This window comes from Allomuricauda sp. CAU 1633, assembly GCF_017313225.1.
GTDB lineage: Bacteria > Bacteroidota > Bacteroidia > Flavobacteriales > Flavobacteriaceae > Flagellimonas.
Window position 1 is genome coordinate 213,696 of sequence record NZ_JAFLNE010000002.1, and the last position, 26,361, is coordinate 240,056.

The 26,361-nt window shown below is 42.7% G+C and carries 17 protein-coding genes and 1 other RNA gene; 15 read left to right on the forward strand and 3 right to left on the reverse strand.

The annotated features are described in order from the left end of the window. Window positions 1-9 precede the first annotated feature (9 nt). Genes J0X14_RS05880 through J0X14_RS05905 form a run of 6 tightly spaced genes read left to right on the forward strand, consistent with a single transcriptional unit; the run spans window position 10 to window position 8,830 of the window. Window positions 10-2,031 (forward strand): alpha-L-arabinofuranosidase C-terminal domain-containing protein, encoded by a 2,022-nt coding sequence (locus J0X14_RS05880; RefSeq protein ID WP_242527936.1) that lies wholly within the window; start codon window positions 10-12, stop codon window positions 2,029-2,031. 47 nt (window positions 2,032-2,078) lie between these two features. Continuing rightward, window positions 2,079-3,755 (forward strand): ribulokinase, encoded by a 1,677-nt coding sequence (locus tag J0X14_RS05885; protein ID WP_207096844.1) that lies wholly within the window; start codon window positions 2,079-2,081, stop codon window positions 3,753-3,755. Window position 3,756: 1 nt separating this feature from the next. Next, entirely contained in the window at window positions 3,757-4,455 is a 699-nt protein-coding gene (locus tag J0X14_RS05890; protein ID WP_207096845.1) for an L-ribulose-5-phosphate 4-epimerase, read from the forward strand. A 19-nt stretch (window positions 4,456-4,474) separates the two neighbouring features. Further along, window positions 4,475-5,980, forward strand: coding sequence for an L-arabinose isomerase (araA, locus tag J0X14_RS05895; RefSeq protein ID WP_207096846.1), 1,506 nt, complete (start codon window positions 4,475-4,477; stop codon window positions 5,978-5,980). Window positions 5,981-6,016: 36 nt separating this feature from the next. Further along, window positions 6,017-7,201, forward strand: a complete 1,185-nt coding sequence (locus J0X14_RS05900) for an aldose epimerase family protein (protein ID WP_207096847.1) — start codon at window positions 6,017-6,019, stop codon at window positions 7,199-7,201. A gap of 9 nt (window positions 7,202-7,210) precedes the next feature. Then, window positions 7,211-8,830, forward strand: a complete 1,620-nt coding sequence (locus J0X14_RS05905; RefSeq protein WP_207096848.1) for a sodium:solute symporter — start codon at window positions 7,211-7,213, stop codon at window positions 8,828-8,830. A gap of 81 nt (window positions 8,831-8,911) precedes the next feature. Here J0X14_RS05905 and J0X14_RS05910 read toward each other — a convergent pair whose 3' ends face one another. Continuing rightward, on the reverse strand, window positions 8,912-12,073 hold the full coding sequence (locus J0X14_RS05910) for a WD40/YVTN/BNR-like repeat-containing protein (RefSeq protein ID WP_207096849.1): 3,162 nt from the start codon (window positions 12,071-12,073) through the stop codon (window positions 8,912-8,914). Window positions 12,074-12,712: 639 nt separating this feature from the next. Here J0X14_RS05910 and J0X14_RS05915 point away from each other — a divergent pair. From J0X14_RS05915 to J0X14_RS05950, 8 genes are all read left to right on the forward strand, one after another. Beyond that, window positions 12,713-14,776 (forward strand): hypothetical protein, encoded by a 2,064-nt coding sequence (locus J0X14_RS05915; RefSeq protein ID WP_207096850.1) that lies wholly within the window; start codon window positions 12,713-12,715, stop codon window positions 14,774-14,776. Window positions 14,777-14,786: 10 nt separating this feature from the next. Further along, window positions 14,787-16,319 carry an MBL fold metallo-hydrolase gene (locus J0X14_RS05920; RefSeq protein WP_207096851.1) on the forward strand — a complete coding sequence of 511 codons (1,533 nt, stop codon included), beginning with the start codon at window positions 14,787-14,789 and terminating at the stop codon, window positions 16,317-16,319. A 26-nt stretch (window positions 16,320-16,345) separates the two neighbouring features. Next, the gene (locus tag J0X14_RS05925; RefSeq protein WP_207096852.1) at window positions 16,346-17,644 is read left to right on the forward strand and encodes a patatin-like phospholipase family protein; all 1,299 of its coding nucleotides are present in this window, start codon (window positions 16,346-16,348) and stop codon (window positions 17,642-17,644) included. Window positions 17,645-17,974: 330 nt separating this feature from the next. Beyond that, window positions 17,975-18,415, forward strand: coding sequence for a DUF5675 family protein (locus tag J0X14_RS05930; protein WP_207096853.1), 441 nt, complete (start codon window positions 17,975-17,977; stop codon window positions 18,413-18,415). Between the two features lie 15 nt (window positions 18,416-18,430). After that, entirely contained in the window at window positions 18,431-20,371 is a 1,941-nt protein-coding gene (locus J0X14_RS05935; protein WP_207096854.1) for a hypothetical protein, read from the forward strand. Then, window positions 20,371-21,426: a S8 family serine peptidase gene (locus J0X14_RS05940; RefSeq protein ID WP_207096855.1), complete on the forward strand. Its 1,056-nt coding sequence runs from the start codon at window positions 20,371-20,373 to the stop codon at window positions 21,424-21,426. Before J0X14_RS05935 ends, J0X14_RS05940 begins: the two co-directional genes overlap by 1 nt. Beyond that, window positions 21,423-23,423: a hypothetical protein gene (locus J0X14_RS05945; protein WP_207096856.1), complete on the forward strand. Its 2,001-nt coding sequence runs from the start codon at window positions 21,423-21,425 to the stop codon at window positions 23,421-23,423. The genes J0X14_RS05940 and J0X14_RS05945 overlap by 4 nt, the downstream gene beginning before the upstream one ends. Before the next feature lie 12 nt (window positions 23,424-23,435). After that, window positions 23,436-24,119, forward strand: coding sequence for a hypothetical protein (locus J0X14_RS05950; RefSeq protein WP_207096857.1), 684 nt, complete (start codon window positions 23,436-23,438; stop codon window positions 24,117-24,119). Window positions 24,120-24,435: 316 nt separating this feature from the next. Here the strand turns inward: J0X14_RS05950 and ssrA are convergent. Together ssrA and J0X14_RS05960 are read right to left on the reverse strand one after the other, a co-directional pair. Then, window positions 24,436-24,833: a transfer-messenger RNA gene (ssrA, locus tag J0X14_RS05955) on the reverse strand. Between the two features lie 126 nt (window positions 24,834-24,959). Then, window positions 24,960-25,106, reverse strand: coding sequence for a hypothetical protein (locus J0X14_RS05960; protein WP_207096858.1), 147 nt, complete (start codon window positions 25,104-25,106; stop codon window positions 24,960-24,962). A gap of 47 nt (window positions 25,107-25,153) precedes the next feature. Between J0X14_RS05960 and J0X14_RS05965 the strand changes: the two genes are divergently transcribed. After that, on the forward strand, window positions 25,154-26,359 hold the full coding sequence (locus J0X14_RS05965) for an NAD(P)-dependent oxidoreductase (RefSeq protein WP_207096859.1): 1,206 nt from the start codon (window positions 25,154-25,156) through the stop codon (window positions 26,357-26,359). Window positions 26,360-26,361: the final 2 nt, after the last annotated feature.

Here is a 26,361-nt window from a genome sequence, read left to right on the forward strand (position 1 = left end):
AAAGGAACAATGAAGAGGCTTTTAATGAAGCATTATTTTTTGGGATTGACCTTGATCCTAGGGCTTTTCTCCTGTAAAACGGAGAAAAAGGATTCTGTTGAAGATTCCACAGTTGCAAACCGTGACCTAGTTGTTGATTTAGGCAAAACCGGAATCAAGATTCAGCCTACCATGTATGGGATTTTCTTTGAGGACATCAACTTTGCGGCAGATGGAGGTCTTTACGCAGAATTGACAAAGAATCGCTCCTTTGAGTTTACCTTGCCAAAAACAGGCTGGGTTGAGCCCAACAGCGACAGACACTCCTATAATGCCGAATCGGGGATTCTAAATATTGTGAAATATGCTGGTGAAACCAACAACCATAATTACGCTCGGGTTACGGTCAACAATGATGAAGGTTATGTATTGATCAATGAAGGCTTCCGAGGCATGGGGGTAAAAGAAGGTGCCCAATATGATTTTTCAATAGACGTTGCTAGACATTCAGGCGATATTCAAAAAATAAACCTTCAAGTGGTTGATTCCCTAGATCAGGTATTGGGAGAAACTTCCATCAGTCCAGATAGTGATTCGTGGAAGACCTATGAATCCAGTTTCACCGTAAGCACTTCAGAAATGAAGGCTAAAGTAAAAATCACTTTCGAAGGTACGGGAGAGATAGATTTGGATATGATTTCGCTTTTCCCCCAAGACACTTGGAAGGGACGAAAAAAAGGACTCCGTAAAGATTTAGTCCAGCTATTGGATGATTTGGACCCTGGATTTCTGCGTTTTCCGGGAGGGTGTATAGTGGAAGGCCGAACCTTGGCCAGACGCTATCAGTGGAAAAAAACGGTGGGTGATGTGGAAGATCGTGAGATTTTGGTGAACCGATGGAACACAGAGTTCGGTCATAGGCCCACCCCGGATTACTATCAGAGTTTTGGTTTGGGATTTTTTGAATATTTCCAACTATCAGAAGATATGGGTGCCGAACCGCTTCCCATTTTGGGATGTGGTATTGCTTGCCAGTTTAACACAGGAGAGTTGGTGCCATTGGATGAATTAGATCCTTATGTACAAGATGCATTGGATCTTATTGAATTTGCCAATGGCGATACCAATACCGCTTGGGGTAAGGTTAGGGCCGATATGGGGCATCCAGAACCTTTCAACATGAAGTACATCGGTATAGGAAATGAACAATGGGGACCTGCTTACATTGAACGTTACGCCATTTTTGAAAAGGCACTCAAAGAGCAATATCCAGAAATCATCATTGTTTCAGGAAGTGGCCCTTTCCCTGATGGCGATTATTTTGAATACGGATGGGAACAACTTAAAGAAATGAATGCTGAGATTGTGGATGAACACTATTACCGTCCTCCACAATGGTTCCGGGACAATGCAACAAGATATGACAGCTATGACCGAAATGGGCCCAAGGTCTTTGCAGGTGAATATGCTGCGCAAAGCGTGGCCATTGCAAGTCCTGATAATGAAAACAATTGGGATTGTGCTCTGTCCGAAGCCGCTTTTATGACGGGATTGGAACGTAATGCCGAAGTGGTACACCTCACTTCGTATGCGCCATTAATGGCACATGCCGATGCATGGCAATGGACTCCCGACATGATTTGGTTCAACAATTTGGAATCCTATGGCACGGCCAATTATCAAGTCCAAAAAGTGTATGCCACAAATGCAGGAACAGATCTGTTGGAAATATCGGAAGACGGAAAATCCTTGACAGGTCAAGATGGCTTGTATGCCAGTGCCGTTAAGGACGCCAATACAGGTGAGCTCATTCTAAAGATTGCGAACACTGAATCACATCCACAAGCATTGAAGCTTACTACCCATAATGGAAATCTGGGTGAGACAGGAACAATGCTTACCCTTCAAAGCAACAATTTACAAGCGGTAAACTCATTTGAATCTCCTGACTTGATAAGCCCAAAAGAAAGTACCTTTGAGGCTAGTGCTGAGGTAATTGAGGTTACTGTTGAACCCTATTCAATGAATGTCTTAAAAATTAAAATACAGTAAAATAAAGTTTTTTGGGTCAAAAAGATACCCAGACACTAACCAACACAATGAAAAAGTACGTAATAGGATTGGATTATGGTTCCGACTCGGTTAGAGCGGTTTTGATTGATACGGAAAATGGAGCGGAGTTGGCCTCAGAGGTCTTTTGGTATCCGCGCTGGAAAGAACAAAAATATTGCAAACCTGGTATCAACCAGTTTAGGCAGCATCCCCTAGATCATATTGAAGGTTTGGAACATACCATAAAAGCGGTGGTATCGCAAAGTGGTGTAAACCCAGAAACGGTTTTGGGAATTTGTATAGATACTACAGGTTCGTCGCCCATGCCTTTGACAAAAGATGGAACGCCTTTGGCCTTGGTCGAAGGATTTGAGGAAAACCCCAATGCCATGATGGTATTATGGAAAGACCACACTGCCGTAAAAGAAGCCAATGAGATCAATGAATTGGCCAGAAGCTGGGGCGGTGAGGATTATACCAAATTTGAAGGTGGTATTTACTCCTCCGAATGGTTCTGGGCCAAGATTCTTCATGTGGCCCGAGAAGATAAAAGTGTTGTTGAGGCCACCCACACATGGATGGAACATTGTGATTTCATCACCTATTTGTTGGCCGACAACAAAGACTTAGAAACATTCAAGAGAAGCAGATGCGCTGCTGGCCATAAAGCTATGTGGCATGAAAGCTGGGGTGGATTGCCATCCCAAGAGTTTTTGTCCAAGCTGGACCCCTATTTGGCATCCCTTCGGGATAAATTGTATGATGAAACCTATACGTCCAACGAGATTGCAGGTCATTTGAATGAAGAATGGGCCAGTAAATTGGGACTTACCACCAATACCGTACTGGCTGTAGGAACCTTTGATGCCCATGCCGGAGCAGTGGGGGCCAAAGTGGACCACCATGCCCTTGTTCGGGTGATGGGTACTTCCACTTGTGATATCATGGTATCTACCCACAATGCAGTAGGCGATAAAACCGTGAAAGGAATTTGTGGACAGGTTGATGGCTCCGTAATTCCCGGGTTGATGGGATTGGAAGCAGGTCAGTCCGCTTTTGGGGATGTGTTGGCGTGGTTTAAAAATGTCTTGTCTTGGCCGTTGGATCATTTGGTGATGAAGTCATCCGTTTTGTCCGATGAGCAGAAGAAACAATTGCAAGAAGAAGTTGAAGCCAAGTTAATTCGGACTTTAGCGGAACAAGCTGAGGCAATTCCACTTTCAGAAGTGGTGCCCATGGCGTTGGATTGGGTCAACGGAAGAAGAACTCCTGATGCCAACCAAGAGTTGAAGAGTGCCATCACCGGAATCTCATTGGGAACAAAAGCGCCCCATATTTTCAAAGCGCTGGTCAATGCCATCTGTTTTGGATCTAAAATGATCGTAGACCGATTTGAGGAAGAAGGCGTAAAGATTGAATCCGTAATCGGTATTGGAGGTGTGGCCCGAAAGTCACCCTTTATCATGCAAACCTTGGCCAATGTGTTGAACATGCCAATCAAAGTAGCCGAATCTGACCAAGCACCTGCTTTGGGCGCTGCTATTTATGCGGCTACCGCAGCTGGGGTTTATGAATCTGTAATTGATGCAAGCAAGGTGATGGGCAGTGAATTTGAAGCGGAGTATTTCCCGCAGGCTTCTCAAGTGGAAACCTATGCCAAATTGATGGAGTCCTACAAAGCACTCGGTCAATTTGTAGAAGAACAAACAAACAAAAAAGCTTAAAATGTCAAAATATAAGTCGCTGAAAGAAGAATGTTACGAGGCCAATATGGAGCTCAATGCCCTAGGTCTTGTCATCTATACGTTTGGCAATGTAAGTGCAGTAGATAGGGACAATGGTGTTTTTGCCATTAAACCCAGTGGTGTGCCCTACAAGAAATTGAAACCATCGGACATGGTGATTTTGGACTATGATAATGTTATTGTGGAGGGCGATTTACGGCCTTCGTCCGATACCAAAACCCACAGTTACCTCTATAAAAACTGGGAAAATATTGGAGGGGTTGCCCATACCCATGCTATGTATTCGGTTTCTTGGGCGCAGGCCCAAAGGGATATTCCCATTTTTGGAACCACACATGCGGACCATCTTACCCAAGACATCCCATGTGCCGCACCCATGGCCGATGATTTAATAGAAGGCAATTATGAGCATAATACTGGAATCCAGATTCTGGATTGTTTTTCATCCCGAAACTTGGATTACAATGAAGTGGAAATGGTTCTGATAGGGAACCACGGTCCTTTTGCCTGGGGCAAAAACGCGGCTAAGGCCGTGTACAACACTAAAGTGTTGGAGACCGTGGCAGAGATGGCCTATTTAACACTTCAGATAAATCCCAATGCCCCAAGATTAAAAGACTCTTTAATAAAAAAACATTACGAACGTAAGCATGGCAAAAACGCCTATTACGGTCAATGACCAATCAATAAGTAGATAAATGAAAATAGCTGAAAAGGAGATTTGGTTTGTAACAGGAAGCCAACATTTGTATGGCCCTGAAACACTGAAACAAGTGGCTACCAACTCAAAAAATATTGTAGATGGATTAAATGGATCTGGGAATTTGCCCATTTCGTTAGTTTTTAAACCCGTGGTGACCACTCCAGATGAAATTACCGCTGTGTGTAGAGAAGCCAGTAATGATGTCAACTGTATCGGTGTTGTGGCATGGATGCACACCTTCTCCCCATCAAAAATGTGGATAGCTGGACTTACCGTTTTGAGTAAACCGTTATGCCATCTTCACACCCAGTTCAATGCAGAAATTCCATGGGATACCATTGATATGGACTTCATGAACTTGAACCAATCTGCCCACGGAGACCGGGAATTCGGTTTTATGATGACCCGTATGCGCAAAAAGCGCAAGGTTGTGGTAGGACATTGGAAAGATGCGCGCGTGCAGCAAAAACTGGCCGTGTGGTCCCGAGTTGCTTTGGGTAGCCATGAGCTTCAGAATATGAAAGTGGCCCGTATTGGGGACAACATGCGTGAGGTGGCCGTTACCGAAGGCGACAAAGTAGCCGCTCAAATGCGTTTTGGAGTAGCCGTGAATGGATATGATTCTTCAGACATCACTAAAATCATCGATACATTAGATCAGAAATCTATTGACCAATTGCTTGAAGAATACGAGTCAAACTATACGTTGACGGATGCCCTTAAAAAAGGAGGTGTCCAACGGGAATCTTTGGTAGAGTCCGCCAAGATAGAATTGGCGCTTCGTACGTTTTTGGAAGATGGAGGATTTAAAGCCTTTACCGATACCTTTGAAAATCTTGGCGTTTTACGTCAATTACCTGGCTTGGCCGTTCAACGTTTAATGGCAGATGGCTACGGTTTTGGAGGTGAAGGTGATTGGAAGACTGCTGCCATGGTCAGCGCCATGAAAGTAATGGCCAAAGGATTGGAAGGAGGTACTTCATTCATGGAGGACTACACCTACCACTTCACCCCGGAAAAGGATTATGTATTGGGATCACACATGTTGGAGATTTGCCCATCCATCGCTAGCGGAAAACCTTCCTGTGAAGTTCACCCTTTAGGAATTGGAGGTAAGGAAGACCCCGTACGTTTGGTGTTCAACTCACCAGCTGGAGATGCATTGAACGCTTCCTTGGTGGACATGGGAAATCGTTTCCGTTTGATTGTAAATGAAGTGGAAGCTATTGAACCTATGGCAGATTTACCTAAATTGCCTGTTGCCAGGGTACTTTGGGATGCAAAACCCAATTTGGATGTGGCCGCCACGGCTTGGATTTTGGCAGGTGGCGCGCACCATACGGTGTACACACAAGCATTGACCACAGAATATATGGAAGATTTTGCCGATATTTTTGGTATTGAACTTTTGGTAATTGATGCTGAAACGCGAATTAGAAGTTTCAAAGATCAGATTCATGCCAATGAAGCCTATTACCATTTGTTTCAACATAATATGTAGCACAAAAATTAAAATTAACTGAACTAACTAAAAAGGATGAAGACAATTAAAGCTTCTTTACTATTTTTTGTTTTTCTTGCAGCCCTCTTTAATTCGGGGTGTAAGGAAACTAAAAAAGAAAACCAATCTGAACAGGAAATGGTGAATACGAAATCAGAAAAAAACCATATCGAGAAAAGTGCCTTCGGTGAAATGCCCGATGGTCAACAAGTAGACAAATATACATTGACCAATGAGAACGGAATGGAAATAGATGTTATCACCTACGGTGGTATCATCACTCGATGGACTGCACCAGATAAAGATGGAAATTATGAAGATGTGGTACTCGGTTTTAACAATTTGGACTCTTATTTTGGTGATGTTCCCTATTTCGGAGCTTTAATTGGACGTTACGGCAACCGAATTGCCAATGGCCAGTTCTCATTGGATGGCGAAACCTATACTTTGGCCAAAAACAATGGACCAAACCATTTGCATGGAGGAGTCATAGGGTTTGACAAAAAGGTCTGGAAAGCTGAACCGGAGAGCACAGATGATGGTGCCGTTTTAGTGCTTACCTGTACCAGTGCCGATGGTGAAGAAGGGTATCCCGGCAAACTTGATGTAAAAGTAACCTATACTTTGACTGGCGACAATGAATTGGATATTCAATATGAAGCGGTAACGGACAAACCCACCGTAGTGAACCTTACCCAACATACCTATTTCAATCTTTCTGGAGATTTTTCGAAAGATATTTTAGACAATGAGGTTACCTTGAATGCTTCGGCATATCTGCCTGTGGATGCAGGATTGATTCCCACAGGTGAACTTCGTCCTGTGGCAGGAACTCCATTTGATTTCACTGAACCGAAAGCTGTTGGACAAGAAATCAATGCGGAGAATGAGCAGATTAAAAGAGGCGGGGGTTACGACCACTGCTGGGTATTGAATGAAACCGAAGGTGATTTTGGTTTCGCAGCCTCTGCGTATCATCCGGGAACTGGCAGATTGTTGGAAGTCTTTACTGATGAGCCAGCTATACAATTCTATACTGGAAATTTCTTGGACGGTAGCTTGACTTCAAAAAATGGAGGAACTTATGGACACCGTTCTGGACTTTGTTTGGAGACCCAACACTACCCAGATTCTCCAAATCAGGAGGCATTTCCATCAACAAGACTGAATCCTGGGGAGACCTATACCTCCCACACCAGTTTTAAATTCTCAACCAAATAAGACACCACCATGCAGACATTGGATACTTTTGATTGGATTACCATATCCATCTATTTTGTAGTGCTTTTGGGGATAGCGGTTTGGGTTATCGGAAAAAAGAAAGAAAACACCGAAGACTATTTCCTTGCGGGCAGAAACGTGGGGTGGTTCGTGGTTGGAGCATCTATTTTTGCCTCCAATATTGGGTCGGAACACGTTGTGGGTCTTGCTGGAGCTGGTGCCGGTGATCGTTTGCCCATGTTGATTTATGAAATCCAAGCCTGGGTTGTCTTGATTTTGGGTTGGGTATTCTTACCGTTTTATGCGCGGGCAGGAGTGTTCACGATGCCTGAATTCCTCGAAAAACGTTTTGATGCCCGTTCCCGATGGATTCTATCCGTGTTTTCCATCGTTGCTTACGTGCTCACGAAAATTTCTGTGACCATTTATGCAGGTGGCGTTGTGGTCTCCGCTTTGTTGGGAATCGATTTTTGGACTGGTGCCATCGCTACGGTTGTATTGACAGGTGTCTATACCATTTTGGGCGGAATGCGTGCCGTGGTCTATACCGAAACACTTCAAGCCATTATATTGATTATTGGAGCAGCTGCCCTTACCGTTATCGGATTGGATGAAGTAGGAGGCTGGGAAAGTATGAAACAAACCGTTACGCCCGAATATTTAAACATGTGGCGTTCCGCTTCGGACCCTGATTTTCCATGGCCACCGCTTTTGATAGCAAGTACTATTACCGGGATTTGGTATTGGTGTACGGACCAATATATTGTGCAACGTGCCCTTACCGCCAAGAATATTAAGGAAGGAAGACGAGGTACCATTTTTGGAGCTTTGTTGAAGCTGATGCCTGTTTTCTTGTTTTTGATTCCAGGTGTTATCGCTTTGACCTTGAAAATGAGAGGTCAGTTGGAATGGGACACTCCAGACCAAGCGTTTCCCGTTTTGATGAGTAATTTATTGCCATCCGGCTTACGGGGATTGGTAGCTGCGGGTCTTTTGGCGGCCTTGATGAGCTCTTTGGCTTCTGTATTCAACTCATGTTCCACTTTGTTTACGGTGGACATTTATAAAAAGTTACGACCTAATACTCCAGAGAAGAAATTGGTGAGAACAGGTCAGATTGCTACCGTGATCGTTGTGATTATCGGTATCATCTGGATTCCGATTATGGCCAATATTTCTGGCGTGCTTTATGAATACCTACAAAGTGTGCAATCGTACATTGCACCGCCTATCACCGCGGTATTCTTATTGGGAATCTTCCATAAAAGAATCAACGCACAAGGTGCATTTGTCACTTTGATTGTTGGATTTGTAGTGGGAGCACTCCGAATTATTTTGGAGTTGGTTAAGGAATCCCTGGATCCAACTAGTTTTTGGTTCACTTTGGGAGATATGAACTTTTTGAGCTTTGCCTCATGGTTCTTCCTTTTCTGTATTATTTTGATTTTGGTGGTAAGCTATGCTACGGCGGCACCTCCGGCAGAAAAAGTAAAGAATTTGACCTATGCTACCATTTCTGAAGAAGAAAAACAGCAGAACAAGGGTAGCTATAACTGGAAGGATATCGCCATATCCATATTGATTGTGGCCATTGTAATTTATGTGATGGTCTGGTTCAATGGGAAGTAGCAACTGATATTGAATGATATAAAAAAAGCTGTAAGGAGAGCTTACAGCTTTTTTTGTTTTGGGGTTTTTAACCTCTTGAGTCTAGGATTTTATTTTCTTATCCAAGAGAATCTGCAGCTCACTTTTCTTCAGTTGGTCATTAAACGTCTTGATTTCAACATTCATAAATCTCTTGAATTTTGTATCAACATCTTTTAGTCTCTTATTGAAAATGGAATAGACCTCTTCCTGTTGGTCTGTAGGTTTAAAGTCGACCCCCTTTCCGGTAATGTCGCTAGCAAGAGCGCTCAATCGGCCATAGAGTTTCATGGGCGACCTAAAGGCATCTTCCCGGGCACCTGTTAAATGAATGTCGTACAATGTGCCCGCTATCGACTCTGCCAAAACCCGGAGTTCTTCAGCCTTTTTTGCATCAGCCTTATTTTTTAATTGAGGGATAACCTCGTTCAACTCGGCACGTATCGTTTCAATATCATTGATCATGGTCACGGCCAAATTCATGGCATCGCGCAGTTCCAACGAAAAAGCCACTTGTTTTTCAATATCTTCCAAACTACCTTCGGTAGACGGGTCTTTTAATACGTCCACTTCACGAATGTATTCCTTGTCATCTACAATCAATTTGACTTTGTAAATACCAGGAACTGTTTTTGGGCCATATTGTCCGCGCATCAAATCCAAATCCCAGGTGACCAAAGGTCTCCACCCTTCTCCGTTAAGTTGCACCCATGGTCTTCCGGGAGGCGTTGACTGCAGTTTGGGTTTATAGGTGGGTTCATACCTTAGGTCCCACATGACCCGGTTCACGCCCGCCTCTTTCTTTCCTTCCAGCGTTCGGATAAGCTCATCGGTTTCGGACAAAATCTGAATTTCAACCTTCTCATGGTCACCATCCGCCAAATAATAGTTGATATCAGCACCATAAGCAGGATTTCTACCCGCATTGAGACTCGGTCCGTCCGTTTTTATGCTCTGTTTATCCTGAAATCGATACGCTTGGCGCAGACTGAACAAATGGGCATCGGTACCTTCAGCATCCATATCGTATTCCCGCAAGGGAGCAATATTGTCCAAAATATAATAGCCCCTTCCGTAGGTGCCCACTACCAAATCATCAAAACGTTCTTGGATTTCCAACCAATAAACGGGAGCAGGAGGGAGGTTGTTTCGCAAACGAATCCAACTTTCGCCATCATTGGTACTGATGTAGATTCCATTGTCAACACCAAGGTAGAGCATGCCCTCCCTTTTGGGGTCTTCTTTAATGACATGCGCAAAGCTGTGCACCGATTTTGGAACACTTCCACTGACCAATTTCCAGCTCTGACCGTAATCTGAAGTTTTGTAAACATAGGGGTCAAAATCACCCATTTGATGAAGGTCCACAGCAATATACACCGTTCCTTTTTTAAAGCGCGAAACCTCAATATTGGTAATGGTTCCCCATTTGGGTAATCCTGTAATGTTTTTGGTCACATTGGTCCATGTTTCACCACCATCCCTGGTCAAATTTACTTGGCCGTCATTGCTTCCAGTCCAGATAAGCCCAGGTTCCAGTTTAGATTCCACAATACTGAACAGCGTAGCGCCATCAAAGGTCATAAGATTATCAATGGCAACACCTCCAGAACTTTGCTGATGTGTTTTGTCGTTTAAAGTTAAATCTGGACTGATTACCTGCCAGCTTTGCCCATTGTCATCACTTTTGTGCACAAACTGACTTCCTACGTACACACGATGGCGGGTATGGGGCGAAAACGCCAAGGGAAAGTTCCAATGCCAACGGTATTTGAGTTTGCCGGGTTCCCATCCGTACCCAGCCTCGGGCCAAACACGAACTTCTTGGGCATGGCCGGTACGGGCATTGTAACGTTGCAATCCACCATCATAACAGCCAGACCATACAATGTCGTTATCAAAGGGGTCAGGTTGCGCAAAGCCACTCTCACATCCTCCAACACCTTCCCACAAACCTAGAGGAATGTACCCTTGCAAGCTGTTGCTGGGACCTCTATAGGAATAACCATCTTGACGATTTCCGTACACATTGTATGGTATTTGGTCGTCCACGGCGGCGTGATACATTTGGGCGATGGGAAGCACCACCCGTTGAAAACTTTTGCTGTGATTTAAGGTGATACTGGCACATCCATCGTGAGCGACCATCATGCGGTCTGCATTGGTGGGGTCTAACCAAATATCGTGATTGTCGCCGCCAGCCGCATATCCTCCGGATATGGTTTTTCCTCCATCGGTAGAGGTGCTAAAACGGACACTGGCAAAATAAAGCTCGTCGGGATTGTCGGGTGCAATGGCCATCCGAGTGTAATATGGAGCCCGCTCAGCAATGTCATGGTTACGGGTCTGCAAGGTCCAGGTATTTCCAAAATCCTCGGAGCGATATAGTGTAGGGCTATCAATTTCAAAAAGGGCATATACAATATTGGGATTGGAATACGAGATGGCCACGGCAGTCTTCCCAACGGGATTGTCCTTTCCTCCGGGCAAACCATATTTAGAGAGAGCTTCCCAAGATTCACCCCCATCCGTGGTTCGGTAAACGCCTCCACCGGGACCACCACTGTTCAATCCCCATGTGTTTATATGTATGGACCACATCCCTACTAAAAGTCGGTCTGGATTTTTAGGGTCGATGGCCAACTCGGCAGCACCGGTGTTCTCATCGACAAAAAAGATTTTCTTCCAGGTTTTTCCGCCATCGGTGGTTTTAAAAACACCGCGGTCTTGCTGTGGCCCATAGGTATGGCCCAAGGCTGCGGCGTACACAATGTCTGGATTGGTTGGATGGACGATCACGCGACCAATACGGCCTGTTTTTTCCAATCCCATTTTTTTCCAGGTCTTTCCGGCATCTTCGGATTTATAAATGCCATCGCCCATGGCATGTGCTGGACGAATGACAAAGGTTTCTCCTGTTCCCGCCCAAACAATATCTGGGTTTGAGGGAGCAATGGCCAAAGACCCAATGGAAGAGACGTCTTGGTCATCAAAAATGGGCTCCCAGTTGATGCCGCCATCGGTGGTTTTCCATAGTCCACCAGAAGCAGCTCCGATGTAATTGATCATCGGGTCTCCGGGCACACCGGCAATGGCAATGGCGCGGTTACCTTCGGGACCGATAAATCGGAATTCCAATTCATCAAAGACAGCTGGGTCGGTTTGAGCAAATGAGGTTAAAAAAAGCAATAAGAAAAGGGGAATCAGGGGAAATTTAGATTTCATAGTGATTAATTCTAGCTTAAAACTATATAAGATAGGCAATAAGCCTTGACAAGTTATCTGCCCTTTTTATTTTTAAAAGCTTTTCGGAAAAAGTGTGATTCTGTTTAGGATTATTGAAGCGAAACAGATAAAAACCAATAATGCTCTATTTTTTCATGGGAGTGCCAATAAACTCGTTATCAATGAGATTGATAGTATATTACCCCTCTTTGCCACCTGCGCAAATTTCTAAAATTTTCACCTTGTGAAAAAAAACGGGAGGGACCAGAACCTACCTATCGAAACTCCAATAAATAAAGGTGTTTCAGTTTTCCAAAATTTTATGCTCACCGAATCGGTGACTTTACAAAAACTTAACCTGTTTTGTGGGAAACCCCCAGTTTTTTTAAGATTTTCATGCAATGAGAATTAATTATAATTGACTAATTTACAAGTGGTTAAAACAGCCGTGTTCCCTCATTATAGATTACCCTGACCAGAAACCTCTAGACATTTCCTCGACATCTGGTCAAAAAGATGATGGATATGGTATGGTGATCGGTCGGCTTCCCCTTGTTCATTGAATATTTTCTAGTGCATATAAAATGGATGGATATATCCATTGCAAATACATAAATAGTACCAATAAACTGGTTACCCATGCGAATATTAAAAACAAGGAACCCAGATTTTAGGCATTTACGTGCCTATGCTTTTGATCCATCACTTTCACTGCAGATCGATACCGCAAAAATCAATAGGATTACTTATGCCATTAAATGGGAAGATTTGGATCCAGGACCCTGTGGGGAATATCTTGAAGTGGTTGATTATGATCCGACCATATCACGTTTCTACACCGCGGTAGATTTGAACGAAAGAAATATTTTGGCGGACAACGGGATTCGGCCAAGTGTGAGTAACCCACAGTTTCATCAACAGATGGTATATGCCGTTGCCATGGCCACCATACAAAATTTTGAGCGTGCTTTGGGTAGAAAAATCATCTGGTCGCCAAGACTTACCAATGATGAAAACTTTGAGGAATATGTGCCCAGACTCAGGATTTATCCGCACGCACTAAGGGAGGCTAATGCGTTCTATAGTCCATATCGGAAAGCGCTCTTGTTTGGGTATTTCAATTCCACCCCTGCAAATAATGTGATCCACATGCCAAATTCGTTGGTGTTTACATGCTTAAGCCATGATGTTATTTCCCATGAGGTTACCCATGCCATTCTTGACGGCATCCACCGGGATTACAACAACCCCACAAATCCGGATATGCTGGCATTCCACGAGGCCTTTGCCGATATCGTGGCACTGTTTCAACATTTTACCCATCCAGAGGTATTGCGACACGAGATTGCCAATACTCGGGGCAATTTGGGAAATCAAAATCTGTTGGGCAAACTGGCACAGGAGCTTGGCTCGGCCATAGGGGGCTATGGTAGTTTGAGGGATGCCATTGGTAAAGTCAATGAATCAACGGGAAAATGGGAACCTAGGAAACCCGACCCAAATGATTATCAGAATGTGACACAGCCCCATGAAAGGGGGAGTATTTTGGTCGCCGCCATTTTCGATGCTTTTTTGACCATTTACGAAAACCGTATAGCCGACCTTCTCCGAATAGCGACCAATGGCACCGGTCTTTTGCAGGAGGGGGAGATTCACCCTGATTTGGCCAACCGACTTGCGCATGAGGCATCCAAGTCCGCCAAGCATGTGCTGAACATGTGTATTCGTGCCTTGGATTATTGCCCGCCCGTGGACCTCACTTTTGGGGATTATTTAAGGGCCATAATTACCGCGGATATTGATCTTATGAAGGAAGATTTTATGGATTACCGCCTTGCCTTTATCGATGCTTTCAGAAAGCGGGGCATTTATCCCAGAACCATAAAGACACTGAGTATTGAAACATTGAGTTATGAAGCGGTTGATTTGCATTTAAGTGATTCGGGACGGCAGAATGGAAATTTAAACATCCAAAGCAACTATCAAACCCAATTTGATGAAACCTCGGCCAGATTGATAGAGATTATCATTGATTTCTTAAAGGATTATGCCAAGGAAATACAGTACATCACCGATAGAAGGGAGATTTACGAAATCACCAAAAATTATATCGGAGGAGGTTATAGTGACTCAAACAAGTACCAAAAAGGCCTTCACCATCGTATAAAAGTGAAGTTTGGTGAAAACCCAAAATTTAGTGAAATGACGGGTTTGGCCTTTGTTCAAAACTTCGAACAACTAGGATTTAGGCTTGCAGGCAGCGGTTATTTTCCCTCTTTTCAGATCCAGAACCTTAGAGTGGTGTCCAGGGTGGGTCCCGATGACCAGAAAATCAACCATGTTGTTTTTTCTATAACCCAAAAGAGTGGATGTAGTGTAGATCTGAACAATGCTATTAGCCATTTTATCCCTGATAACGATGATGTTTTGGACGAAAATGAGAATTTCATTTTTCATGGAGGATGTACTTTGATCTTTGATCTGGATTCCAACGTGCTCAAGTATGCCATACACAAGCCGTTGCTGGATATTGAGGAGTTGAAAAAGAACAATGCCATCATCAATGCCGAAAGAGTATTGGCCCAATATCAATACCAGAGTTATGACATGCCCCTCCACATGGGCGAAGCCAGACGATATTTTGGTACACGGGCATCTGATTTTATGTTCACCGAACCTTTTGCAATATTACATCAACACTAAATGCAGAACCATGCCAGATGAAAAAATAACTAAGGTCCAGATAAGGATGTACCGAATGGGAACGGGAGATTGTTTTGTACTCAAGTTTTTCTCCGGAAACAAGATTTCCTTTAAGATGATGATAGATGCTGGGGTATGGCAGAAGGGAAAAGATTATATAGAACCCTTTGTGAAGGATTTGAAAAAATATGTGAACAATCAAGTGGATGTCCTCGTGGTGACCCATGAACATATGGATCATGTCCTTGCCTTTCAAAGATGCAGAGACCTGTTCATCAACGGATTTGAGGTAAAGCAGGTTTGGATGGGTTGGACAGAGGAAGATGGCGACCCTAAGGTTGAAAAATGGAAAAAAACGTATGGGGAAAAGAAAAAAGCCTTGGCCATGGCATCCATTTTTCTAGATCAAGCCATTGCCTCCCCTGATTTTGCGCAACAGTTCAGTGGGCATAAATACGAAAACCAAATGTTGAACATCCGGAGTTCACAAGCTTCTGTAATCGGCGATTTTGCTGAATTGAATACCGGAATGGAACGGAATCTGGGCGTTGCCGGCGAGTATAAGGGAGCTATGGAGGGCATGCGGATTGTAAAGGAGGAAATGGAAGTTGATGGATTTCGATATTTCAAGCCGGGCCAGGTAGTGAAGAACCATCCAGGTGCCAAGGGGCTGAAATTTTACGTACTGGGACCTCCAGAGCTTCATGATACAGTAGAACAGGAAGCAGGTGGACCTGGCGAATCCTTTGAGCATAGCCATAACATGGAAGACCACCGAGCTTTTTCGGAAGCCATTGATATGAAAAATCAAAGCGAGATGCCGTCATCCAAAATGCCCTTTGATGAAAAGTTCATTGACTATGGGACGACCGAATCCAGAAATCAAAAATCAGAAGATGGATTCGAAAAAGTGATGAAGGACATCAAGGAAAAATACGATACGGAACAATGGCGCAAGATCGATTACGATTGGCTTTTTAGCAGTGGCAATTTAGGGCTTCGGATGAACAGCCTTACAAACAACCTCAGTTTGGCATTGGCCATCGAGTTTGAGGATACCGGGGAAGTTCTTCTATTTCCTGGGGATGCCGAATTTGGGAGTTGGTCCAGTTGGCATAAGATTGATTGGGGGAACGAACAGGATCCCAATAAGAAACACTTAACCGAAGATTTGTTGAACAGGACGATTTTCTATAAGGTGGCCCACCATATGAGCCATAACGGAACAGCCGAAAGGCTGGGACTGGACATGATGACAAATCCTAAATTGACTGCCATGGCCACGTTGGATTACAAAGTCATAAGTAACGGGTGGAAAAATACCATGCCCAACAAGTTTATTCTTGATGACCTTTTGCTAAAAACCAAGGGGCGTTTGATCTTTACCAATGAAGAAGAAATAAAATATGACAAGCAAACCACTTTAACTGAAAAAATTGAGCAGGTAAGGGGACGAATGGATTCCGACGAGCGTACCGATTTTGCCAATAACTTCAAGACAGACAGCAATGGATTGTACCATGAACTGACCCTAAAATTTTAAACACGCCATTTTATAATATCATTGCCATGATCAACAATAAGAAATTTGGGCTAAGTCTTAGCGGTGGCGGGTACCGAGCAACCACTTACCACATTGGCACCTTCAGGAAATTGAAAGAATTGGGGCTCTTGGACAAAGTCGATGTGATATCCTCTAACTCGGGAGGATCCATCACGGGTGCAACTTACATGATGCATTTTGGGGACTATGAAACATTTGAAAAGATTATCTTGTCGGGGGTCAGGCGAAGCGTAATCAAGTTTGTACTGACTTCTTTTCGCATCTTGGTCCCCTCTATTTTTGTACTTGGAATAATTGTGGGCAGCACTTGGCTGTTGTTCAATGGATTCCCCTTATTTGGACTATTGGGAATAGTGGGGCTTATCCTTTTGATATTATTCTTTCAATTTTTACTTTTCCCTTTGAGCTATCTTAACGAAAAGGCCTATGACAAGTTTTTCATCAAAGGGGCAAGGCTTTCCGATATGTCTCCAAATCTTGAAATTGTAATAAACTCCACAAATTTAGAAACCGGAAGGTTGTTCGTCTTCTCAAGAACAAGCATGGGAGATTCCAAATACACCTACGACGAAGAATTGCCCGATATAAAATATGAGACAACCAATTTTCCCTTGGCCCGTTCCGTAGCGGCATCCACAGCAGTTCCAGGGATATTTACCCCGGTCAAGATCAAAAAGCAGTTCTATGAATACCCCGAGGACTATAAAATTGTGAAACCCAGACTGGTAGATGGTGGCGTTTATGACAATCAAGGGCTCCATAAGTTGACACAGAGATCAAGTAAATATGGTTGCTATTATATTTTGGTTAGTGATGCCGGCAATGAAATGCCCTTCCAAAACAGATATTGGAACTCCTTAGCCCTGCTGTTCAGGACTTCCAATGTTTTTATGAACCGAATCAAAAATCTCCAAATGGTACGTCAATTGTTCCAGCCCGGCAAAAGTCAGGAACACGAGGTGGCCTACCAATCGCTTGGATGGGATTTTGATGAATCGATTCCGATATTTATTGAGGGATTAAAACAAGGCAATATTAAAGAGGATGTCTGGAAATTACATGGTATTTCCGATGCTGATATCAAATTGAAAAAATGGGAAGTAATAACGGATAAATTAAAGGAGAGCATTGATTATGAAGCTATTATGAAACAATTACAACCTGAGGAAAAATTGGAGTTAGCAAGAAAAGTGAGCACCAATTTGGTTCCGTTGAGTGATGAACAGATATCAGCACTCATATCGCAGGCATCGGTCATGACCGAAATTCAAATAAAGCTATACTGTCCCAGCTTTTTTCATTAATTCTTGACAAAAGGACATGAAGAAAGAGAAGTGGGGACATTTCGAACTTAACACTCGAGCATTATTACATGAGAGGTTTTAGCTTTTTAAAAATTAATGCTTACCGAATAAGCACTTCTACATGGATTCCGCTTGAAATTGCAAAGAAACCACAGTTTTTTTAGGGTTTTTGGGCAATGTGTTTTTAAAACTAATCTCTATATTGTGGTGCTCCAAAAAAAAACTTCCTAATTTTTATTCCCCCATTGAAATACTTACGGCAGAGTATTTCCTTATGCCATACGATTCAGTAGTTTGACATTTTCTATTTAATAATTTGAAATACAAAATATGCTACAAGTACTTATAGTAAGAGATATGTTTTTTGGCAAAGAAGCGAGTCTGGGGGTTTGCCTCGTTTTTCACCGAGATAATAAGTTGTTCAAGGGAGAATCTTTGGAAAGAGGTTGGGTGAATAATAAACAGAATATAAGCTGTATTCCTGAAGGGGAATACCCCTTAGTTTTAGAATACAGTCCCAGGTTCAAAAAAGAACTTTGGGAGATAAAAGAAGTGCCTGGTCGCAGTGAGTGCAAGTTCCATTCTGCCAATTATTGGTACCAACTGAACGGTTGTATTGCTTTAGGGAACAACCGCAAGTTTCTGGATGGTGATGAAATTATGGATATCACTTCTTCAAGAAATACTATGAAGCTATTTCACAAAGCACTCAAAGGCGAACAAGAAGCACGGCTAACTATTAGAAATGCTCCTAGCATATTAAGTTATTAATTAAAACATATTTAAATGACAGGGAGTGTCGCTTTAGATGTGGTTATTGGGCTGATTTTCATCTATCTCTTATATAGCCTTTTTGCTACGGTAATCATGGAAATCATCAATTCATTTTTGGGATTGCGAGCGAGGAATCTACGTTATGCTTTGCGCAGGATGCTAATGGATGAAAAAGAAGATCAGTGGGTATCCAATAAAAATAAATATCCTAGGATCGTACGTTGGTTGATTAGGTCAATTAACCTGATACCTAGGACAATAGTAAAATTGGTCAACACTGCACTTAAAACAATAGGCCCCGCTTTTCGAATGGCCGACCCAGGCCTATTCCATACCTTTTATGAGCAGCCTTCAATCAAGTACTTGAGTACCGGGGGTTTCTCCAACAAGCCATCTTATATCGCACCCCATAATTTTTCGAAAACCCTAGTTAATAGCATTCTTGCTAACTATAGCAGTAAGGGCATCATCAATCGTCTTCACTCAGAAAGTGACGTATTGGCAAGTACTATGAAACAACTGGGCAAAAACAGAATAGCCAAAAAGGAATTCGACGCTCGAAAAAATAAAAAACAAAAATTCAAGACATGGTTCAATAAACTGGATGACAGCAAAAAAATCAAATTTGGGGAAAGCCTTTTACCACAGGGTCATGTGTTTAAAACACAATTGAAAAAGATGTTGGAATCCTTTGATTCCAATCTTGAGGTAATGGATAAAAACTTAAACGCTGCCCTTGAGGATGTTAGTTTATTGGAAAGAATCCAAGCGGGTATTGCCATGCTACCTGAAGAATCCGATACCAAAAGGCATCTGAAATCCCTTTTGGTGGATGCTCAAGATGATTTGCAAAAATTCCAATATTATTTGGAACAATGGTTTGATGATGCCATGGAACGGGCTATTGGCTGGTTTAAAAGGCGGGTACAATACTTCCTTTTTTTTATTGGCGTTTTTCTTGCTGTCAACTTCAACGCAGATACTTTTCAGATAGTAAAAAAATTATCGAGCGACCCGAAAGCTCGGGAACATTTGGTAGATATGGCTATTGCCTATGCTGATGACCTGAACGAGCAACAAAACAATGTTGAAAACAACGATGTGCAACAAAACCTGGACGCAGACGAAAATAAAGATACCGATGAAAATGGGGATACGAATGAAAATGAAAAATTTCAAAACGTACAGGATTCACTAAAACAGGTTGCCGGTAAGCTGCAAAATGATATCTACAAAGCTCAAAATATCATCGTCACCAATTGGCGAATTCCCAAGAACATTGAATTCTATATGGACAAGGAATGGGTTGCCCATGACATACAAAGAATGAAAAAAAATAAAGTGGATTCCGTAGTCGTCAGCAAAGACCTAAAGAGCAGGTTCATCTTGGAAGAAGGTGAAACTACCCTGCTATGGCGAACTGGTGCGGATTCCCTCAAAATTACCCTGAGCAAATGTGATGAAAATGGCTATCTATTTGTCACCGATAACCTCAAGAAAAAACCCGTACAATTTAGTCCTGGCGATTCACTCTCGGTAACCCCGGAAATGAAAATCCCAATTGATGGCAAAAAGATATACTGCCATAAAAATACCGTTGTTTTTGAACGGACCACCCCCGTTTTTTTCAAAGTACATACATCTGTGGACACCTTACTATTGAAATCCTCGATCGGCACTACCAATTTTTCCGAATTCAATCGAAGGATTGCCCCGGTAAGGACGTTGTCCTATAAAATGAGTTACGTGTTCAAAAAAGAGAAAGGGTTCTTAAATTACGGTAACCTTTGGGGTTATATTCTAACGGCATTGGCCATATCAATGGGGTCGCCGTTTTGGTTTGATTTATTGAACCGTTTGATTCAATTACGCAATTCAATAAGACCTAGCAAGGATGAACCCAGTAAAAATCCTGCGACTACCGAAGTTCCCTTACCTAAACGCGTGGGCTGATGAAAGTAACCGTTTCCAAATTCCTAAACGTCCGGGTGGGCCAACCCAATGTCAATGCCCCGAACTACCAATATCTGGCTCCAGGTAGTATTATTGAGGTTGAAGATGAAATCTATAAAGGCCAAAAACACGATGGCAATGCATTTTGGTTTAAAGATGCTGCGAATAATTACTATTGGAGTGGGGGAGTCCAGGATAAGAATTCATTGATTGACGTATTCCGTACAGATTGGAACGTAGCCGATTTAGCATTGGCGCTGACACAATTTAGAATCCATGAGTTGTGGAAAGATACCAAAGGGGGCGGAGTGGATATTGCAGTACTGGACACAGGCTATAGCGACCACCCGAACCTTAAAAAAGTAATTGCCAGTCGTAGGAACTTTTTAAACCATTCCAATGATGTAACAGACTTTGCCGGACATGGCACGCACGTAGCGGGTATTATTGCTGCAAATGGCATGGCCAAGGTTGCCGGAATAGCACCGGAGGTACGATTGCATATCGGTAAAGTGGCCAACGGGGAATTTGATGGTCTTGACCCTGCAGTTATTGCTTCGGCCATTGACTGGTATTCGAAAAAGGTGGATATCATTTCGATGTCATTGGGTTTTCCAGTTGATATCCCGATATTAAAACAAGCCGTAAATAATTGCGATGCCCTAATCGTTGCGGCCTATGGAAATGACAAAGGGCAACAACGTACTACGGGCGATTATCCCGCATCCTATCCTTCATGCCTTTCTGTAGGCTCCCTGGGATTTAAAAATGGGAAAACCGCCCTGGCAAAAGACACCATACGTGGGCCGAAACTTGATATCGCCGCTCCTGGAGAGCGAATAAAATCAACGTATTTGTCCGGAAGATTTGAAATCCTTTCAGGGTCAAGTATGGCTACCCCCTATGTTAGTGGGGTATTGGCCTTATTAAAAAATCAATTCCCCAATAAGCACCTTTCGCAAATAAAAAATGACTTGCTCGGGGCCTCGTCCAAAAGAAAAGACTCGAATTTCAATTTTAACCAACTAAATATTTCAAATTTCATCAAGTCATGAAAAAATCATTTTTCCTCTTTTATTTGCTGTTGTCCTTTGGCTTTTTATCCCACGCCCAGGTAGCTTATTACGATGTTGTTGAATTGGAAAAATACCTTCAACAATCAGGGAATAATTTCAGATTCCAAGGACTTCAAGGAGACAGGGACGGGTTTATTAAAATACTAAAAAAGTACATTGAACCTTCCAACCGCAATAACATCAGTACTTCAAAGGACCTATACGATTATTTCCTTAGCCAAGGGAATACTTTTCTGACCCCATATCTTGATTCCATAGGTGGTGGTCCAAACGTAAGTAGTGCATTAAGTGTCGTAACCGCAGAGGCAATAGGGGTAGGACCAAAGAAGAAGAATGCGGCCCTATTGGCTTTGGAAAGCTTCCTTATCAAACGGGCAAAGCAAGAATTGACCGTTGCCTTTTTTGATAGGTTTAAGGAGGCCTTTAAGGAATATCCCGAGTTTCCCGTTTTATTCCCGAATACATACCGAAATCTAGGAATCATTGAAAGTTTTGATTTCTCAGTATACCTCAAAACCTTAAGGGTTGGGTTTTTTCGGGATATTGTTAGTCTGCATAATAACTTGACCGAAGTTGAAAAGCTTACTCCAGAAGATTGCAAATCGAAATACTCAAAATGTGCAGACCGTATGGCTTTTTACCAAAAGTTCTTTAAGCAGGATGGTGGGCACTTACTAAAAACGGTCAGTGGCCTGATTGAAGAGTTCAAAACAGGTACAAATGCCGCCGAAGTGATTACATTCTTGGCTACCGACTCCAATTTCGAAAAACTAGCTGATAGCACGTTTGCTAACTTAAAGAATTCCGTGAGATTGGCAGATTTAATTTCTAAAAGTCTTTTGAGCACAGATGAAAATAGGGCGTGGGTAGCAGCTAAGGATATTCGAAAAATCCTAAAGCGCCCAAGGATGCTCAGTATTTATCTTGGATTGCTTTATCAAAGTGAAGGCGCACGGAACATTGTGTTTAAGGATAAAGCTAACGGAAGTCGGTCGTTTAGGGACCTACTGGGAAGTTTTGCGAAAGAATCAAAGTCTGTTGGGGATTTTCTTACACGATTGGTCCAGGATATTGAAAACGTCAATACCGCTTATGCTGAAATTTCCAATATGGCATCTTCGGGACAAAATGGAAAGAGTACGGCGTATCTCAATTTTTACACCAATCTAATATCGTTCTTTGAGCATGCTTCCAATCTTGAGGATTTGGGGGTTGAATTATCTGAGAAAAATCAAATAACCGACTTTTTAAATGTGGCGAGAATTGGTGGTAGTATTTATGATGGTGTATCATCAGAAAACTATGCCGCAGCAATCATGGATACCCGAATTATCATCGAAGAATTGGGGTTGAATGATAGGGCTTTTTTCAATGAATTTCTGAAATACGGATCTTTTATGGCGGCCATTGCTGAATCAGATGATCAAGATGAAATTGAGCAGATTATAGAGTCCATCGCTTTACCCCCGGGTAGCGCTGCCATTAAGCGAAGAACCAAGTTTAATGTGGCATTGAATGCCTATGTTGGATTGGCCACAGGATCGGAATACAACGGCGCAACAGATGATTCCAAAAGTTTTCTTGGGGTAAATGTACCCATAGGCATAGCAACGAGCTGGGGGCACGGTCAGAAATATAAGGCCGATTGTGATTGTAAGAAGGAAAGAGGGTCGTCATCTATCTTTGTTTCCCTTATTGATTTGGGAGCGGTAACCAACTACAGGTTTGGAGATAACGATACGGCCAATCTCCCAGAAATTAAACTTGGTAACATATTTGCGCCAGGAGCGTACTACGTATATGGGCTACCTAAATTACCCATCTCTTTAGGTCTTGGCGGACAACTTGGTCCCGAACTTCGGGAAATTACCAATGAAGCGCTGGTATTGGATTCAAAAGTCTCCTTTTCCTTTAAGTTCTTTCTCGCGGTAGACATCCCCTTATTGAACTTTTATACCAAATCACGAAGTAATTAAGATTTAAAAGTCATGGAGCCTAAATTACTTGAAGAAAGAAAACTACGAACAGAGATTCTTAAGAATTGGACGTATATCATCACCGTTGTAGCGGGGGGAATTTGGACCTATTATACTTTTGGTTCCTTAAAGAAAGTATACTTGGCAGAAGCGGGTGTTACAAGTATCGAAGCTAACAATGTCGCGCTGGAATTTAAAATGGAAACCAAGGAAATCGGGCGTCATCCTAATGAAGGTATTGGACTGGAAACCGTTGTTTCGATAACCAATAAAGGGATTTATCGGATCGATGTCGATTTAAGTGGGCCTGAGACTTTTACTCTTTCAAGAATCGGAAAACCAAACTATAAAATCAACAACGGGATTTTAACGGTCAATACCGTTCCCGTTTCTGCGGTATATTCCACAAAATCGTTTAGTAGGATAACTAAAAGTGAAATCCGACAAATCACCTCGGTAAGTGTCCCGCCTTCGGTAACCATTGAAATCAAATATTATCTTGATGTGGAGTCGCCGGGGCTATATTACGCCTCTTTTATTTCAGTGATTCCCCAAGACGTATTGGAAATAATGACGAAACAGGAAATTGGGGATTTGGATGAAAAAGTAACTCATGGTTCAGCGTGGCTGGTGCAATCATATTTTGAGGTTCCAGCTGAGCCATCAAGAGCGGAACTAATTGATATTATCAAATAATTAAATCATACCGAAACAAAACCATTGATAAAGAAAAAGGCACTTAAGCGGCTCATCTATTGCACGAGTATTTACATCTATTGGGATTGTCCAAGGCCAAAATACAGACATTGAGTAACGATTTTAACTAAAAAAAGCCACTCTATGGGAGTGGTTTTTCCTATGGATCCAGAGGGATTATCTTCAATGTTCCCTCCTAACCGTAGGTGAAAATCAAAAATTTCAATCCTATGGATTGCAAATGCTTTTCTCACAAAACAAAAAAGCGAGCTTTTTTATTTGCTCGCTTTCGCATTTAAGTCTGAAATTTTGGCTTTAGTGGAGCCGGAGGGATTCGAACCCTCGTCCAAACAAGCAATAACCATGCTTTCTACATGCGTAGTCTTCACTTGGTTTTCGATGCAGAACCGACTGAAAACGGCCTATCCTACACTTAGCTTTTTAAGATTTTGGTGATCGTGCCAAAGCTACACGACCCTTGTGTTGACTTTTTTGGTGCCCCTAAAAAGGTCGCCGTCAACAAGGGCTACCAAGGGACATCTCGCTTCCCTACCTTGTAGGGACGAGGCTAATCTTACTATAATTCAGATTATGCGGCAAGAGCGTAATTATTATCGCCAATTAAAAGTGTGAAACATGAGATTAACGAGCTGTATCCCAGCGCTCGGCATGCTTACATCGCCATTGGTCTTGCTGTCAAAACCGGTCGGCCCCGTAATGAGCTGTCATTCCTGCGAAGGCAGGAATCTCTCATTTTTTTATCAAAGAACTTAGCCTGCATTTATTGAGGTCAAAGTGTGGGCGTTTCCCAGTCATTTACTACGTAAAAACTGGGTAGGGCTATCGGCTGTATCTTTTTCTGTTTCTCGACTCTGCCTGTCTGCCGACATAGGCAGGCTCCAAATGACAGAAAAGGATGTCGCCTCTATCCCTAACGCGGTCGGCAAAGGTAACCATATCCATCAAAAGATAAAAAGTTTGCGCCATCTGCCCAATACCCTTATTTTGGTCAACAATTATACCAAATCGGTTTTATGAAATTCGGAATCATCAGGGAACGCAAAAATCCGCCAGACCGTAGAGTGGTCCTGTCCCCGGCAGAATGTCAAAATGTCCTTTCCTCATTTCCCAAAGCGGAAATTTTAGTCGAAACTTCACCCATTCGCGTATTTTCGGATGAAGAATATGCCCAAAAGAACATTCCAGTTGTGGAAAATGTAAAAGATTGCGATGTCCTTCTTGGCGTAAAAGAAGTGCCTATTGATGCTTTGATTCCCAATAAAAAATACTTCTTCTTTTCACATACCATAAAAAAGCAACCCTACAATCGTGATTTGTTGCGGGCCATTTTGGCCAAAAATATTGAACTGTACGACCATGAGGTCATAACGGGTTCTAACGGCCAGCGTTTAGTGGCGTTTGGCCGTTATGCAGGAATTGTTGGGGCGTACAACGGAATACGAACCTATGGCCTAAAATATGACCTGTTTCAATTGCCAAAGGCCGAAACACTCAAAGACCAACAAGCCTTGATTGTCGAACTCCGAAAGATAAAACTGCCCAACATCAAGATTCTCCTTACCGGAAAGGGTAGGGTAGGCAACGGGGCCAAAGAAATGTTGGATGCCATGGGGCTGAGAAAAGTCAACGTAGCAGATTATTTAAAAGAGAAATTCTCAGAACCGGTGTATTGCCAAATCGATGCCTCCGAATACAACAAACGAAAAGATGGGGTGCGGGGCAACAAAGCTGATTTTTTTCAGAATCCACAAGAATACAAATCCAATTTTTTCCGTTTTGCCCAAATGACTGATTTTTATATAGCCGGGCATTTTTATGGCGATGGTGCCCCCTATTTGTACACTCGCGAAGATGCCAAACATCCCGATTTTAAAATTAAAGTTGTGGCGGACATCAGTTGCGATATTGACGGTCCTGTGGCTACCACCATAAAACCCTCTACCATAGCCGACCCTATTTATGGGTATGATCCTGAAACAGAAACGGAAACCGATTATAAAAACCAAGATGCCATAGCCGTTATGGCAGTGGATAACCTTCCCTGCGAGTTGCCCCGGGATGCCAGTGTTGGATTTGGAGAGGCCTTTACCAAACATGTAATCCCCGCTTTTTTCAATAATGATGCTGATGGTATTTTGGAACGGGCCAGAATGACACAAAATGGCAAATTGACAAAACGTTTTGCCTATTTACAGGACTATGTAAATGGGGATGAATAGCA

What these genes read in the sequence shown, in the direction of transcription:
- J0X14_RS05965 (WP_207096859.1), top strand. Translation starts at nt 25,154, where the DNA reads ATGAAATTCGGAATCATCAGGGAACGCAAAAATCCGCCAGACCGTAGA.
- araA (WP_207096846.1), top strand. Translation starts at nt 4,475, where the DNA reads ATGAAAATAGCTGAAAAGGAGATTTGGTTTGTAACAGGAAGCCAACAT.
- J0X14_RS05945 (WP_207096856.1), top strand. Translation starts at nt 21,423, where the DNA reads ATGAAAAAATCATTTTTCCTCTTTTATTTGCTGTTGTCCTTTGGCTTT.
- J0X14_RS05960 (WP_207096858.1), bottom strand. Translation starts at nt 25,106, where the DNA reads ATGGCGCAAACTTTTTATCTTTTGATGGATATGGTTACCTTTGCCGAC.
- J0X14_RS05890 (WP_207096845.1), top strand. Translation starts at nt 3,757, where the DNA reads ATGTCAAAATATAAGTCGCTGAAAGAAGAATGTTACGAGGCCAATATG.
- J0X14_RS05905 (WP_207096848.1), top strand. Translation starts at nt 7,211, where the DNA reads ATGCAGACATTGGATACTTTTGATTGGATTACCATATCCATCTATTTT.
- J0X14_RS05880 (WP_242527936.1), top strand. Translation starts at nt 10, where the DNA reads ATGAAGAGGCTTTTAATGAAGCATTATTTTTTGGGATTGACCTTGATC.
- J0X14_RS05930 (WP_207096853.1), top strand. Translation starts at nt 17,975, where the DNA reads ATGCTACAAGTACTTATAGTAAGAGATATGTTTTTTGGCAAAGAAGCG.
- J0X14_RS05940 (WP_207096855.1), top strand. Translation starts at nt 20,371, where the DNA reads ATGAAAGTAACCGTTTCCAAATTCCTAAACGTCCGGGTGGGCCAACCC.
- J0X14_RS05900 (WP_207096847.1), top strand. Translation starts at nt 6,017, where the DNA reads ATGAAGACAATTAAAGCTTCTTTACTATTTTTTGTTTTTCTTGCAGCC.
- J0X14_RS05910 (WP_207096849.1), bottom strand. Translation starts at nt 12,073, where the DNA reads ATGAAATCTAAATTTCCCCTGATTCCCCTTTTCTTATTGCTTTTTTTA.
- J0X14_RS05885 (WP_207096844.1), top strand. Translation starts at nt 2,079, where the DNA reads ATGAAAAAGTACGTAATAGGATTGGATTATGGTTCCGACTCGGTTAGA.
- J0X14_RS05950 (WP_207096857.1), top strand. Translation starts at nt 23,436, where the DNA reads ATGGAGCCTAAATTACTTGAAGAAAGAAAACTACGAACAGAGATTCTT.
- J0X14_RS05925 (WP_207096852.1), top strand. Translation starts at nt 16,346, where the DNA reads ATGATCAACAATAAGAAATTTGGGCTAAGTCTTAGCGGTGGCGGGTAC.
- J0X14_RS05915 (WP_207096850.1), top strand. Translation starts at nt 12,713, where the DNA reads ATGCGAATATTAAAAACAAGGAACCCAGATTTTAGGCATTTACGTGCC.
- J0X14_RS05920 (WP_207096851.1), top strand. Translation starts at nt 14,787, where the DNA reads ATGCCAGATGAAAAAATAACTAAGGTCCAGATAAGGATGTACCGAATG.
- J0X14_RS05935 (WP_207096854.1), top strand. Translation starts at nt 18,431, where the DNA reads ATGACAGGGAGTGTCGCTTTAGATGTGGTTATTGGGCTGATTTTCATC.